Origin of the sequence: Pseudomonas sp. IT-P395 (genome assembly GCF_949767675.1) — a bacterium.
Lineage (GTDB): Bacteria > Pseudomonadota > Gammaproteobacteria > Pseudomonadales > Pseudomonadaceae > Aquipseudomonas.
In genome coordinates, this window is record NZ_CATKPW010000060.1 from 217,639 (window position 1) to 231,659 (window position 14,021).

General features: G+C 58.3%; 13 protein-coding genes. 5 read left to right on the forward strand and 8 right to left on the reverse strand.

Features of this window, described 5'->3' with window-relative positions:
• Nucleotides 1-277: 277 nt before the first annotated feature.
• The 4 genes from glpD to ACM6IN_RS27605 all read right to left on the reverse strand — a co-directional run bounded on the left by glpD (nucleotide 278) and on the right by ACM6IN_RS27605 (nucleotide 5,524).
• Nucleotides 278-1,816 (reverse strand): glycerol-3-phosphate dehydrogenase, encoded by a 1,539-nt coding sequence (gene glpD, locus ACM6IN_RS27590; protein WP_007916702.1) that lies wholly within the window; start codon nucleotides 1,814-1,816, stop codon nucleotides 278-280.
• A 246-nt stretch (nucleotides 1,817-2,062) separates the two neighbouring features.
• The gene (locus ACM6IN_RS27595) at nucleotides 2,063-2,818 is read right to left on the reverse strand and encodes a DeoR/GlpR family transcriptional regulator (RefSeq protein WP_007916700.1); all 756 of its coding nucleotides are present in this window, start codon (nucleotides 2,816-2,818) and stop codon (nucleotides 2,063-2,065) included.
• A gap of 274 nt (nucleotides 2,819-3,092) precedes the next feature.
• On the reverse strand, nucleotides 3,093-4,595 hold the full coding sequence (glpK, locus tag ACM6IN_RS27600) for a glycerol kinase GlpK (RefSeq protein WP_007916698.1): 1,503 nt from the start codon (nucleotides 4,593-4,595) through the stop codon (nucleotides 3,093-3,095).
• A 77-nt stretch (nucleotides 4,596-4,672) separates the two neighbouring features.
• Nucleotides 4,673-5,524 (reverse strand): MIP/aquaporin family protein, encoded by an 852-nt coding sequence (locus ACM6IN_RS27605; protein ID WP_007916695.1) that lies wholly within the window; start codon nucleotides 5,522-5,524, stop codon nucleotides 4,673-4,675.
• Between the two features lie 362 nt (nucleotides 5,525-5,886).
• On the opposite strand from ACM6IN_RS27605, the gene ybaK reads away from it, so the two are divergent.
• Together ybaK and ACM6IN_RS27615 are read left to right on the forward strand one after the other, a co-directional pair.
• Entirely contained in the window at nucleotides 5,887-6,357 is a 471-nt protein-coding gene (gene ybaK, locus ACM6IN_RS27610) for a Cys-tRNA(Pro) deacylase (RefSeq protein WP_007916692.1), read from the forward strand.
• A gap of 95 nt (nucleotides 6,358-6,452) precedes the next feature.
• A complete protein-coding gene (locus ACM6IN_RS27615; protein WP_007916690.1) occupies nucleotides 6,453-7,235 on the forward strand; it encodes a PhzF family phenazine biosynthesis protein in 783 nt (260 codons plus the stop codon).
• Nucleotides 7,236-7,313: 78 nt separating this feature from the next.
• Here ACM6IN_RS27615 and ACM6IN_RS27620 read toward each other — a convergent pair whose 3' ends face one another.
• Both ACM6IN_RS27620 and argF read right to left on the reverse strand, forming a co-directional pair.
• On the reverse strand, nucleotides 7,314-8,423 hold the full coding sequence (locus ACM6IN_RS27620) for an ABC transporter ATP-binding protein (RefSeq protein WP_007916688.1): 1,110 nt from the start codon (nucleotides 8,421-8,423) through the stop codon (nucleotides 7,314-7,316).
• The gene (argF, locus tag ACM6IN_RS27625) at nucleotides 8,420-9,340 is read right to left on the reverse strand and encodes an ornithine carbamoyltransferase (protein ID WP_414917058.1); all 921 of its coding nucleotides are present in this window, start codon (nucleotides 9,338-9,340) and stop codon (nucleotides 8,420-8,422) included. The genes ACM6IN_RS27620 and argF overlap by 4 nt, the downstream gene beginning before the upstream one ends.
• A 404-nt stretch (nucleotides 9,341-9,744) precedes the next feature.
• On the opposite strand from argF, the gene ACM6IN_RS27630 reads away from it, so the two are divergent.
• From ACM6IN_RS27630 to grxD, 3 genes are all read left to right on the forward strand, one after another.
• The gene (locus tag ACM6IN_RS27630) at nucleotides 9,745-10,035 is read left to right on the forward strand and encodes a hypothetical protein (RefSeq protein WP_007916677.1); all 291 of its coding nucleotides are present in this window, start codon (nucleotides 9,745-9,747) and stop codon (nucleotides 10,033-10,035) included.
• Nucleotides 10,036-10,169: 134 nt separating this feature from the next.
• On the forward strand, nucleotides 10,170-12,275 hold the full coding sequence (locus ACM6IN_RS27635; RefSeq protein ID WP_414917059.1) for a molybdopterin oxidoreductase family protein: 2,106 nt from the start codon (nucleotides 10,170-10,172) through the stop codon (nucleotides 12,273-12,275).
• Nucleotides 12,276-12,372: 97 nt separating this feature from the next.
• A complete protein-coding gene (gene grxD / locus ACM6IN_RS27640) occupies nucleotides 12,373-12,714 on the forward strand; it encodes a Grx4 family monothiol glutaredoxin (RefSeq protein ID WP_007916674.1) in 342 nt (113 codons plus the stop codon).
• A 187-nt stretch (nucleotides 12,715-12,901) separates the two neighbouring features.
• On the opposite strand, the gene bfr is transcribed toward grxD, so the two are convergent.
• Nucleotides 12,902-13,375 carry a bacterioferritin gene (gene bfr / locus ACM6IN_RS27645; RefSeq protein ID WP_007916671.1) on the reverse strand — a complete coding sequence of 158 codons (474 nt, stop codon included), beginning with the start codon at nucleotides 13,373-13,375 and terminating at the stop codon, nucleotides 12,902-12,904.
• Between the two features lie 201 nt (nucleotides 13,376-13,576).
• Nucleotides 13,577-13,795 (reverse strand): bacterioferritin-associated ferredoxin, encoded by a 219-nt coding sequence (locus ACM6IN_RS27650; protein ID WP_003227725.1) that lies wholly within the window; start codon nucleotides 13,793-13,795, stop codon nucleotides 13,577-13,579.
• Between the last annotated feature and the right edge of the window lie 226 nt (nucleotides 13,796-14,021).

Genomic DNA, 14,021 nt, shown 5'->3' on the forward strand with positions numbered 1-14,021 from the left:
AAGCCCCTCACCCTAGCCCTCTCCCAGAGGGAGAGGGGACTTGATCGCGTGGTCCTTGCGAGTTACGCCGACCTGAAATATCGAGTCGAACTCAGGATTGAAAAAGCCCTCGATCGGCTCCTTTTTCCCAGCGCGGTATTTGAGCGAGCCCCGATCTGCTCCCTTTCCCCCTCGCCCCCCTTGGGGGGAGAGGGCTGGGGTGAGGGGGGCTGGATCTCATTGGCACAACAAAAAGCCCCTGAATCTCACAATTCAGGGGCTTTCGTTTAAGCGTTGATCAGGCCGCTTCGATCTTGCGGTTTTGTTCAACCTTGCCCAGATAAGCCGCCAGTTTTTCCTGCTCTGCCGGCGTGGTGAACAAACCGAGTTTGCTGCGGCGCCACAGAATGTCGTGGGCAGTGGTCGCCCATTCTTCGCTGCACAGGTAATCGACTTCACGGGTGTAGAGTCCGCCGCCGAGGTGTTCGCCCATGTCGGCCAGGGTTTCCACGCCTTCGAGCATGCGCCAGGTGCGGCTGCCGTAAGTGGTGGACCAGCGACGGGCGATCTCGGTCGGCACGAAGTCGAACTTGTCGCGAATCTGCGCGCACAGAGCCTGTGGCGTGGTCATGTCTTCGCCACCGGGCAGGGTGGCGGTGGCCGTCCAGCTCGGGCGCATCTGGGTGAAAAATGGCAGCAACTGCGCCATCGCCGACTCAGCGAGTTTGCGGTAGGTGGTCAGCTTGCCGCCGAACACCGAAAGCAGTGGCGCTTCTTCGCCGCCAGCCGACAAGGCCAGGGTGTAATCGCGGGTGACGGCCGACGGGTTGTCGGATTCGTCGTTGCATAGTGGTCGTACGCCCGAGTAGCTGTGCTGGATGTCGTCGCGGCTGATCTGCTGCTTGAAGTGTGCGTTGACCACTTTCAGCAGGTAATCGGTTTCGGCATCGGTAATCGCCACTTTTGCCGGATCGCCAGTGTATTCACGGTCGGTGGTGCCGATCAGGGTGAAGTGGTTGTTCAGGTACGGAATGGTGAAAACGATGCGCTGATCTTCGTTTTGCAGAATGTGCGCGTGATCGCCTTCATACAGCTTCGGCACGATGATGTGGCTGCCCTGAATCAGACGGATGCCGTACGGCGACTCCATCTTCAGGTCATCACGAATGAACTTGGCGACCCACGGGCCAGCGGCGTTCACCAGCGCTTTGGCAGTGATCGAAAACAGGCTGCCGTCGGCACGTTCCAGGTTCAGGTGCCACAGGCCCTTGGCGCGGCGAGCGCTGACGCAGCGAGTCTGGGTGTGTACGTGGGCGCCTTTTTCACGGGCGGCCATTGCGTTCAGAACCACGAGGCGGGCGTCGTCGACCCAGCAGTCGGAGTATTCGAAGCCTTTCTTGATTTCGCTTTTCAGCGCGCTGTCGGCGCCGAACTTCAGGCTTTTCGAACCTGGCAGTTTTTCGCGCTTGCCGAGGTTGTCATAGAGGAACAGGCCCGCACGAATCATCCACGCCGGACGCAGGTGCGGACGGTGCGGCAGCACAAAGCGCATCGGTTTGACGATGTGCGGCGCTTTGGCCAGCAGTACTTCGCGTTCAGCCAGCGCCTCGCGCACCAGGCGGAATTCGTAATGTTCGAGGTAGCGCAGGCCACCATGGATCAGCTTGCTGCTGGCCGACGAGGTGTGGCTGGCCAGATCATCTTTTTCACAAAGGAACACCGAAAGCCCGCGACCGGCGGCATCCGCTGCGATCCCCACGCCATTGATCCCGCCGCCGATAACGGCGATGTCGTAGATCTCGGAGATTGGGGGCGTACGCAAGGTAGAGGTGGACATCGGCTGGCCTCGGGTTCTTTTGATTTTCTATATTGGAAATCGAACATTAATGTTCATTTGCGAAAATGGTAGCCCATAAAGACGCGCGCAGCCAGTCACGTTCGATTGAAAAAACTCATCGAAGGGCGATTAAAAGAAAATTTTCGAACATTAAAAGCAAAAGATCGCAGCCTGCGGCAGCACCTACAGGTCAAGTGAACTCATGTAGGAGCTGCCGTAGGCTGCGATCTTTTGATCTTGCGGGAGTTAGACGACTTCTAGGCGAATCTTGTGCTGACTCAACAATTGCGCGAGCGCAGGCACCGGCTGCTGATCGGTTACCAGACAATCGATCAGGCTGATCGGGCCGAGGCGAATCATCGCATTGCGACCGAACTTGCTCGAGTCCGCCGCCAGAATCACTTGCCGCGCATTGGCAATGATCGCCTGGGAAACCCGCACTTCCTGATAATCGAAATCCAGCAAACTGCCGTCTTCATCAATACCGCTGATCCCGACCAGCGCGAAATCAACCTTGAACTGATTGATGAAATCCACACTGGCCTGGCCGACCACACCGCCGTCACGACGGACATTACCGCCAGTCAGCAGCACATCAAAATCATCCTTGGCACTGAGCATCGACGCTACGTGCAGGTTGTTGGTGATGATCTTCAGATGATTGTGATTGAGCAGAGCGCGGGCAATCGATTCGGTCGTGGTACCGATATTGATAAACAGCGAGGCGTGATCGGGAATCTGGGCGGCGATGGCTTCACCGATGCGTTGTTTTTCATCGCGCATCTGATCGGCGCGCATCGCATAGGCAGTGTTTTCGACGCTGGAATCATAAGCGGCACCGCCATGATAGCGACGCAGCAGATTGGCTTCCGCGAGCTGATTGATGTCGCGGCGGATGGTTTGCGGGGTAACAACGAACAGCGTGGCCATTTCCTCGATGCTCACATAGCCGCGTTCGCGGACCAGCTCGAGGATTTGTTGCTGACGGGGAGGCAGATTCATGGGGCTTCCTTTGGGCTGCCGTGCAAAATTTGCCCATGATGACGCAGGAATCCGCTCCCTACCAGTTTCCAAACAACGTGAAAGCTACTTCGTGCTGGGCGCCTACGGCGTTACGCAAGCCATCCTGCGTTAAAAACAGGCTCGGACTGCTCATTTACAAACCCGTAAAGTCGAGTGCGACCCCAGCCGGTCCTCGCCTGTTTTTGCCTTGGCTTGCCTTCGCTCGCTACGCTTTCACGCTGTTTGGACCGCTTTAGCCAGTCCTAAGGTTGGCTTATTCAGCGTCTTCACGCGCCCAGTCACGGGTGCGGCTGACGGCTTTTTTCCAGCCTTTGTACAGCTTCTCTTTCTCAACTTCATCCAGGCTCGGCTCGAACTCGCGCTCGATCACCGCTTTACCGCGCAGTTCTTCCAGGCTGCCCCAGAAGCCGCACGCCAGACCGGCCAGGTAAGCTGCGCCGAGTGCGGTGGTTTCGCGCATTTGCGGGCGCTCGACCTGCGTGCCGAGGATGTCGGCCTGGAACTGCATGAGGAAGTTGTTCGCCACCGCGCCGCCGTCAACACGCAGAGCCTTGAGGCGTTCGCCGGAGTCCTGTTGCATGGCGTCGAGCACGTCGCGGGTCTGGTAGGCGATCGATTCCAGCGCGGCGCGGATGATGTGATCCACACGTACGCCGCGCGTCAGGCCGAACAGCGCACCGCGGGCATACGGGTCCCAGTACGGCGCGCCGAGACCGGTGAAGGCCGGCACCAGGTACACGCCATTGCTGTCCTTCACTTTATTGGCGAAGTATTCGGTGTCGTGGGCGTCGTTGATGATTTTCAGTTCATCACGCAGCCACTGCACCGTGGAACCGCCGTTGAACACCGCGCCTTCCAGTGCGTAAGCAACTTCGCCACGCGGGCCGCAGGCGATGGTGGTGAGCATGCCGTGTTGGGATTTCACCGCTTTGTCGCCGGTGTTCATCAGCAGGAAGCAGCCGGTGCCGTAGGTGTTTTTCGCCTGACCTGGCTCCACGCACATCTGCCCGAACAAGGCGGCTTGCTGGTCACCGGCGATACCGCCGATGGCGATGCCGCTCTTGGTGCGACCGTAGATTTCCGAAGAAGCCTTCACTTCCGGAAGCATCTCGCGCGGGATATCGAGGATCTCCAGCATCTTCGAATCCCACTCCAGCGAGTGGATGTTGAAGAGCATGGTGCGCGAAGCGTTGGTGTAGTCGGTGACGTGCACCTTGCCGCCGGTGAATTTCCAGATCAGCCAGCTATCGACGGTGCCGAACAACAGTTCGCCATTGCGCGCACGTTCGCGGCTGCCTTCGACGTTGTCGAGGATCCACTTCAGTTTGGTGCCGGAGAAGTACGGGTCGGTGACCAGACCAGTGTTGTCGCGGATATATTCTTCGTGGCCATCGCGCTTGAGCTGCTGGCAGATCTCGGTGCTGCGGCGGCACTGCCAGACGATGGCGTTGTACACCGGGCGGCCGGTGGTCTTGTCCCAGACCACGGTGGTTTCGCGCTGGTTGGTGATGCCGATGGCAGCGACCTGGTCGTGGTGCAGACCGGCCTGGGCCAGCGCTTCAACCATTACCGCGCTCTGGGTGGCGAAGATTTCCATCGGATCGTGTTCGACCCAACCGGCCTGCGGGTAATGCTGAGCGAATTCGCGCTGCGCGGTGCAGACCACGTTCGCATCGCGGTCGAAAATGATCGCGCGGGAGCTGGTCGTACCCTGATCGAGGGCAATGATGTAGTTCTTATTCTGAATGTCGGTCATGTCGATTGCCTTGGACGAAATAAGGGAGAGTGGGCCGTGGCGCAGGCTCTATCGGGCAGGAGCCGGCGCCGACTGTTTCAAGAAGTTCTTGGTTTGCCGTCAATGGCCGGTTCTGCATCCTTTGTAGCAGGTGTGGCGCCGGTCAGGTGACGGGCGATGAGCCCGCGATACCCGGCAGCGCCGAGGCAGGCACCGACAATCGGTGCAAAAATCGGAATCAGGAAGTACGGAATATCGCGGCCGCCAGTGAAGGAAATTTCACCCCAGCCGGCGAAGAAAGTCATCAGTTTCGGACCGAAGTCACGCGCCGGGTTCATCGCGAAACCGGTCAGCGGACCCATCGAGCTGCCGATCACCGCGATCAGCAAACCGATCAGCAGCGGTGCCAGCGGGCCTTTCGGCAGGCCGTTGTTGTCGTCGGTCAGGGACATGATCACGCCCATCAGGATGGCGGTGATGATCATCTCCACCAGGAATGCCTGAGCAGTCGACAGCACTGGATTGGGGAACGTCGAGAACACTGAGGCCAACTCGAGGCTGGCAGCCGAGCCGCGAACCATTTGGTGAGTTTGTTCGTAATCGAAGAATAGATTGCTGTACAGCGTGTAAACCAGCAGCGCTCCGCAGAAGGCGCCGGCGATCTGGGCAAGAATGTAGAACGGCAGTTTGCGCTTTTCGAAGTCAGCGAAGATCGCGAGCGCAATGCTCACCGCTGGGTTCAAGTGTGCGCCGGAAACCCCGGCAGTGAGGTAGATCGCCATGCTCACGCCGACGCCCCAAATGATGCTGATTTCCCACAGGCCGAAGCTGGCGCCCGCGACTTTGAGCGCGGCGACGCAACCGGTGCCGAAAAAGATCAGCAGTGCAGTACCCAGAAATTCGGCCATGCATTGGCTCGAGAGCGATGGTTGCTGTAAAGCAGTTGTCATTGAAAACCTCGGTTTTTGTTGTTGTCTGGCGTCATGCCGATAGGGCAGGGCGCGATTTTCCCCGGTCAGGAATCCCCATTCCTTTCCCGGTTTACTGCTGAGTGCTGCGATGACGATAATTCTTACATTATTCAGATTCGAAAAAATATAGACAAGAAACAAACCTGTCAAAGGTCGAAAGTGAACCATCGGTCACAATAAAACTATTCGCTGTGTGAATGATCCTTCGCCGGCGAGGCGGAACGGCGCGCTCAGAATGTCTGCAAGTCACGGGAATCACGGCTTGGGATAGAGCCTTTTAGGGGCTGATCACCTAGAATCCGGCACAGTGTTTTTCCGTCACTGCCGAGCCCGGAGCTGCCATGACCCCTGCGTTGGACTTGTTGAAAAAAGTTCGTGCCGAACATCGCGTGCACAGTTACGAACATGACCCCAAAGCCGCCTCCTATGGGCTGGAGGCCGCAGAAAAACTGGCACTTGAGCCGGCACAGGTGTTCAAGACCTTGCTTGCAGCCAGCGAAAAAGGTGAATTGCTGGTCGCAGTAGTGCCGGTCGTCGGAAGCCTCGACCTCAAGGGCCTGGCGCATGCTGCCGGGGTGAAAAAAGTCGAGATGGCTGACCCGGCAGCGGCCCAGCGCTCCACCGGTTATCTGCTGGGTGGCATCAGCCCGTTGGGGCAGAAGAAGCGCTTGCGCACCTTCATCGATAACTCCGCTCAGGGGTTTGCGACTATTTATGTCAGCGCCGGCCGGCGCGGCCTTGAAGTGGAATTGGCGCCCGCCGTGCTTGCTGAACATACCCAGGCGAAGTTTGCCGATATCGGCCGCACGTAGCCGTTATCGCTGTATGCAGAAAATTGGCCGGTTCTGTCACTGGCGCTGATTGCCTCGTGGTTGCATGCTCGGCGGACTGACTTAGGGAGAAGGTTATGCAGCTCGAGTTTCATCAGGTCGACGCGTTCAGTGATCGGCCGTTCAGTGGCAATCCGGCGATGGTTTATCGGCTGGAGGCGTGGCTAGCGGATGAGTTGATGCAAAAGATCGCTGCCGAACACAATCTGGCGGAAACCGCGTTTCTGGTGCGCGAAGGTCAGGCCTGGCATATCCGCTGGTTTACCCCGACCACTGAAGTGCCGTTGTGCGGGCACGCCACGTTGGCCAGTGCTTATGTGCTGTTCGACATCTACAAGGAAAGCGCTGAGCGTATCGACTTCACTTGTAAGTCCGGCGCGCTGAGCGTCACTCGAGAAGGTGATCGGTTGTGGCTGGATTTTCCGTCGATCATGCCGTCAGAGATCGGCGTTACCCTGGATGTTGAGCGGGCGCTGGGTGTCGAAGCGGTTGATGTCCTTGGCTCAAACGAACTGTTTGTGGTGCTGGAGTCAGAGCAGGCGGTGCTCGATTGCAAGCCGGACATGGTTGCACTCGCCAAACTGCCGTGGCTGGGCGCGATCGTTACGGCGCGGGGCAATCAGCACGATTTCGTTTCGCGCTATTTTGCACCGGCGATCGGCATCAATGAAGACCCGGTGACCGGCTCGACGCATTGCAGCCTGATTCCGTATTGGTCGAAACGTCTGGGCAAGTCGAGCCTGACTGCGTGCCAGCGCTCGGCGCGGGGTGGGGAGTTGTTCTGTCGTCTGGAAGGTGAGCGCGTGAAGATCGGCGGCAATGCTACGCTGGTTGCCAGTGGCACCCTGATCCTCGGTTAAAAGCTGAAAGATCGCAGCCTTCGGCAGCTCCTACATTGATCCCTGTAGGAGCTGCCGAAGGCTGCGATCTTTTGATCTTTAAAGCGCGGTGCTGTAGCGGCGGACGCCGTTTTCCACTGCCGGGATTTGTGCAGCGGTACTGCCCGATGCCTGGAACAGCACCAGATGTTCAGCAGCTACGCGAATCCCCACCTCTGCCCCAACCTGATGATCGGCGTGGCTGGGGAAAATCGATTCCAGCTGCGCACCCGTCGGCAATTGCAGGCGATACAACGTTGAAGCACCAAGGAACGTCTTGCCGACAATCCGCGCTTTCAACGCACTGTCCGGCGCATAAACAATGTCATCCGGACGCAACAAAACATCCACCGCGCCGCCAATCGGCCAAGTGTAAGCACGATTGCCGCGCAGCTCACCCAGCTCAGTCTGCACCGATTCCGGGCTGTCGAGCTGGCCGCGAATGAAGTAACCCTGTCCGATAAAACTGGCCACATAGGGCGTTGCCGGCTCGTGATAGAGGTTGTAAGGAGTGTCCCACTGTTCGAGTCGACCTTCCTTGAACACTCCGACGTGATCGCTGACGGCGAAGGCTTCTTCCTGGTCGTGGGTCACCAGAATCGCACTGGTGCCACGGGCCTTGAGGATGTCGCGCACTTCATGACTGAGCTTGCGGCGCAGTTCGCCATCGAGGTTGGAGAACGGCTCGTCGAGCAACAGCAATTGCGGCTCCGGTGCCAAGGCGCGGGCGAGGGCGACGCGTTGTTGCTGGCCGCCGGACAACTCGTGCGGAAAGCGTTTGCCAAGGTTTTTCAGGTTGACCAGTTCGAGCAGCTCTTCGGTGACGCGCTCCTTGTTCGGGTGCTTGCGAATACCGAAGGCAATGTTGTCGGCGACGCTCAGGTGCGGGAACAGCGCGTAATCCTGGAACACCATGCCGATCCGGCGTTTTTCCGGCGCCAGGGTGAAACCGGCGCTGGAGATGGTTTCGCCACCGAGGGTGATTTCACCTTCGTGCACCGGTTCGAATCCGGCGATGGCGCGCAGGGTGGTGGTCTTGCCGCAGCCGGACGAGCCGAGCAGGCAGCCAATGTCACCGGCGTTGAGGTGCAGATTGAGGTTCTGCACCACGCGTTGGTCTTGATAGCCGCAAGCGAGGTTGCGCAGGTTCAGCAGTAATTCATGGCTCATGCGTGGTGATATGCCGGTTCGACGAGGAACTCGAGCAGGGCCTTTTGTGCGTGGAGACGGTTTTCTGCCTGATCCCAGGCGACGGAGCGCGGGTCATCAAGCAGGTCGAGGCTGATTTCTTCGCCACGGTGCGCAGGCAAACAGTGCATGAACAGCACGTCCTCGGCAGCGAGGTCGAGCAGGGCGCGGTTGACCTGGAACGGGGCGAACAGCTTGAGGCGCTTGGCAGTTTCCTCTTCCTGACCCATCGAAGTCCAGACATCGGTGCTCACCAGATGCGCGCCGCGCACGGCGTCGGCCGGATCGCGAACGACGGTCACGCGATCGCCAGCCTTGGCCACGAACTCCGGGTTAGGCTCGTAGCCTTCCGGGCAGGCGACGCGCAACTGGAAGTCGAACTGGATCGCCGCCTCTATATAGCTGTTGCACATGTTATTGCCGTCGCCGATCCAGGCCACGGTCTTGCCCTGAATCGAGCCACGGTGTTCAAGGAAGGTCTGCATGTCGGCCAGCAACTGGCAAGGGTGCAGGTCATCGGACAGGCCGTTGATTACCGGCACGCGCGAGTTGGCCGCGAATTCGGTCAGAGTGCTGTGGGCGAAGGTACGGATCATCACCGCATCGAGCATGCTCGACATGACGATGGCGCAGTCACCGATCGGCTCGCCCCGGCCCAGTTGGGTGTCACGCGGGGACAGGAAGATTGCCTGGCCACCGAGCTGGATCATGCCGGCCTCGAACGAGATCCGGGTGCGGGTCGAGGATTTCTCGAAGATCATCCCCAGCACGCGGTTTTTCAGAGGCTCGAACAGTACGCCGCGGTTACGCAGGTCCTTGAGCTCAACGCCTCGACGGATCACGCTGACCAGCTCTTCGGGCGTGCAATCCATCAGGGAGAGAAAGTGCCTTGCGCTCATCATTGACTACCTTTTTGCTACAAACCGCAGATGCTCAAAGCCTTGTTTAACGGAACAACGGGCGAGACCTGCGGCGTAAGCCGCACGGGGCGACGAAATAGGGGAAGGCGCGATATTGACACTAAATGTCGCGTTTTTCCAATAGGCTACGGTTTTTGCGGAAATCGAAGGGCGCACTGGATGTAGCAGTCACGCATTTGAAGTCGGGTTCAGGACAGCAGCGAGCCTCTTTGTACACTGGCCTCGCGGGGCTTGGCAATGCGCCGTGACGGGGATTGGGTCAACTGGGTCGGTTTACGACCGTGGCGCCATGCCATCACTTGGTCGGATGCTTGGGCTGAAACATTTGCTAAAGCAAAGTGCTGGGTTATAAATAAGTTTCGAGCGACGCAGGAAGCCTCCGCATGGAATCGAAAGAAAAACTGTTAATGGAACTGTTGGGCCACACGGCTCGCTCTCTGACTCATCTCACCGCGTCAGTCACTTCAATGTCATTCGAACTGCTGCGCAGCGAAGACGAAGTGGTGAAGAGTGCCGGCCGCCACATGATTGATCGCATGGCGACTATCAGCGCCGGGCTCGACGAGCATTGGCGGTTGATTGGCGAACTGACCGGCGTCCATGTCGCCCACGAGCAGATCGAAACCATTCAGGAAATCCAGTTGGCGGCACCGCCTCAGCTCCCTTCCAGTTAAACGTGGCGATCTATCGGCTCTCCTGATAGTCGTCGATTCACAAGACGAACGTCGCTGGCGCCTGGACGGCGCCGGGGCCATAGTTTTGTTCCCGCGGGCGTGATTGTCCGCCCAGAACAAGACAGAGACTGGCCATGACCAAGACTCTCCATCACCGTGCCTGCCACCTGTGCGAAGCCATTTGTGGGCTGACCATCGAGACCACCGAAACCGATGGCCATGTTGCGATCACCTCGATCAAGGGTGATGCCCTCGACACCTTCGGCCGTGGCCACATCTGCCCCAAAGCCGTGGCCCTGCAAGACATCCAGAATGATCCGGACCGCCTGCGCCAGCCAATGCGTCGCGTTGGTAGCGAGTGGCTGCCGATCGAGTGGGACGAAGCGTTTGCGCTGGTGGCCGAGAAACTGGCGGCGATTCAGGAACGTCATGGCCAGAACGCTGTGGCGGTCTATCAAGGCAACCCGAGCGTGCATAACTACGGGCTGATGACCCACAGCAATTATTTCCTCGGTTTGCTGAAGACGCGCAATCGCTTCTCGGCGACCTCGGTCGATCAGTTGCCGCACCACTTGAGCAGTTACTTGATGTACGGCCACGGCTTGCTGCTGCCGATTCCGGACATCGATCACACCGACTTCATGCTGATCCTCGGCGGCAATCCGCTGGCCTCCAACGGCAGCATCATGACCGTGCCAGATGTTGAGAAACGTTTAAAGGCAATCCAGGCGCGCGGCGGTAAAGTCGTTGTGGTTGATCCACGACGCAGTGAGACGGCGGCGATGGCTGATCAGCATTTGTTCGTGCGTCCGGGGGGCGATGCGGCGCTGTTGTTTGGTGTGCTCAACACCTTGTTCAGCGAAGGGCTGACCCGCGACAGTCATTTGCCGATTGATGGTCTGGACGACGTACGCGCGGCGGTGGCGGCGTTCACGGCGGAGGCGATGAGTCCGTTGTGCGCCGTGCCAGCCGAGCAGATCCGCCAATTGGCACGTGACTTCGCTGCTGCGCCGAGTGCGGTTTGCTATGGGCGCATGGGTGTTTCAACCCAAGCCTTTGGCACCTTGTGTCACTGGGTCGTGCAATTGATCAATCTGGTCACTGGCAACCTCGACCGGGTTGGCGGCGCGTTGTGCACCGAGCCGGCCGTGGATCTGGTGGCGTCGACTTCGGGCGGGCATTTCAACAAATGGCAGAGCCGTGTCTCGGGTCGTCCTGAATACGGCGGCGAGTTGCCGGTCTCGGCGCTGGCCGAAGAAATGCTCACTGAAGGCGACGGCCAGATCCGTGCGCTGATCACTGTGGCCGGCAATCCGGTGTTGTCGACGCCGAACGGGCGGCAACTGGAGCAAGCGCTGGACGGCCTGGAGTTCATGGTCAGCATTGACCTCTACATCAACGAAACCACGCGCTACGCCGATCTGATCCTGCCGTCGACCTCGGCGCTGGAGAATGATCACTACGACACCACCTTCAATCTGTTCGCGGTGCGCAACGTCACCCGCTTCAACCGCGCGATCCTCGCCAAGCCTGAGGGTGCTTTGCATGACTGGGAGATCTTCGTCGGTCTGGCCAAGGCCTTCGCCGAGAAGACCGGTAAAGAACTGAAACCGACCATGCCGCCGGCGAAGATGATCGACATGGGCCTGCGCATGGGCCTGTACGGTGACGCCTCCGAGCAGAAACTCTCGTTGGCGACATTGTTCGATCATCCCCACGGGATCGATCTGGGGGCGCTGAAAGCGAATCTGGCGTCGCGGCTGAAAACGCCGAATCAGCGAGTGCAGGCCGCTCCGCCAGAGATTCTCGCTGACCTTGCACGTTTCGCTGCCTTGCAGGCGCCAGCCGCCGATGAGCTGTTGATGATCGGCCGCCGCCACGTACGCAGCAACAATTCGTGGATGCACAACTATCACCGTCTGGTGAAGGGCAAGCCGCGCCATCAACTGCTGATGCACCCGGATGACCTCGCTAGCCGTGGGCTTAACGATGGTCAGTTGGTTCGCGTCAGCTCGCGGGTGGGGCAGATCGAGGTCGAGGTGCTCGGCAGTCTGGACATGATGAAAGGCGTGGTCAGCCTGCCGCATGGTTGGGGGCATGCGCGGCCGGGCGTGCAAATGGCGATTGCCAGCAGTCAGCCTGGGTCTAGCGCAAACGATCTGACCGATGAGTGTCAGCTTGATGAGCTGTCGGGTAACGCCGCACTTAATGGTGTGCCGGTGACCGTGGCGGCGGCCTGAATGTGACCGTCGGGGAGACCGAGCATGGCGCTCGGGATTCCGTTACAATGCGTCACCGTGCCGACCCATGAGTCGGAAAGTTCAGCCGAGGTGCTCCATGGATATCATCGAAACGATTAAAGAGCAGATTGCCAACAACACCATTCTGCTTTACATGAAAGGCTCGCCGAATGCCCCACAGTGTGGCTTCTCCGCGAAAGCTGCGCAGGCTGTCATGGCTTGCGGCGAAAAGTTTGCGTACGTGGACATCCTGCAGAACCCGGAAATCCGCGCCAACCTGCCTAAATACGCCAACTGGCCGACTTTCCCGCAACTGTGGGTCGGCGGTGAGCTGGTCGGCGGTAGCGACATCATGACCGAGATGGCTGCAGACGGTTCGTTGCAAACCACCATCAAGTCGGCTGTTGAAGCGGCAGCGGCGAACAAGTCCGAAGCCTGATCGGCCAGGTCTCATGCGACAGCTGCTGCTTCTGTAGGAGCTGTCGAGTGAAACGAGGCTGCGATCTTCTGATCTTCAGCCAATAAAAAGCCCCGCCACTCGAAAGAGGGCGGGGCTTTTTAGTGCGTTCGAAAAGTTACTGCAAGTTGCCGGTGCAATCTGAAAAGATCGCAGCCTGCGGCAGCTCCTACTCTTCGCCCATCTGCGATTGCAGATAGTTCTCAAGACCGACTTTATCGATCAGGCCCAGTTGGGTTTCCAGCCAGTCGATATGTTCTTCTTCGGATTCGAGAATGTCTTCCAGCAGTTCACGGCTGCCGAAGTCGCCAACGGTTTCGCAATGCGCGATCGCGGTCTTCAGGTCAGCATGGCCGGTCTTCTCGATACGCAGGTCGCACTCCAGCATTTCCTTGGTGTGCTCGCCGATGTGCAGCTTGCCCAGGTCCTGCACGTTCGGCAGGCCTTCGAGGAACAGGATGCGCTTGATCAGCTTGTCCGCGTGCTTCATCTCGTCGATGGATTCTTTGTATTCGTGCTTGCCGAGCTTGTTCAGACCCCAATCTTCGTACATGCGCGCATGCAGGAAGTACTGATTGATCGCGACCAGCTCATTGGCAAGGATCTTGTTGAGATGCTGGATGACTGTAATGTCGCCTTTCATGATCGGAGTCCTGCCCTGTAATAGCTGTATATACGGCAGAGTTTGAGCTTCGCACTTATAAGTGTCAAACCTAAGTTATTGAATAATATATGAAAATTAATCGGAATAAGAATGTTTGTGTTCCGCGTCTGGACGCTAAGCAATTGATTTACAGGCATAAAAAAACCGGACATAAGTCCGGTTCTTTGAAATGGGGTGTTATTACGCGGCAGTAAATTCTACCGGATAGGGGATCGCGGCCTGAGCGGTTTGCAGCTTGGTCAGGGTTTCGCGGACCACTTCCTTGGCAAGGCAGGCACATTTGCCGCATTGGCTGGCGACGCCGGTGGCCTGGCGAACTTCTTTATAGCTGCAGCAACCTTCATAGATCGCTTCGCGGATCTGTCCGTCGGTGACGCCAGTGCAGAGACAAACATACATAAGTGAGAACCGTCGCTGGTTGTGACTCAATTGCGATGGATCTTAATGTTAACGAGAATGATTGTCAAAGTGCTTTCGGAACGCTTCAGCCGATTAACAGCCATGACTGACGAACGGTATTTACTGGCGATTTGCCTGGCCCCGTAAATGCAGCGCCGTTCTGCGCCTGCTTTGAAAAACCGTTAAGGACAGGCCAAATTCGCAGTGTATGATGGTCGGCCCTTGC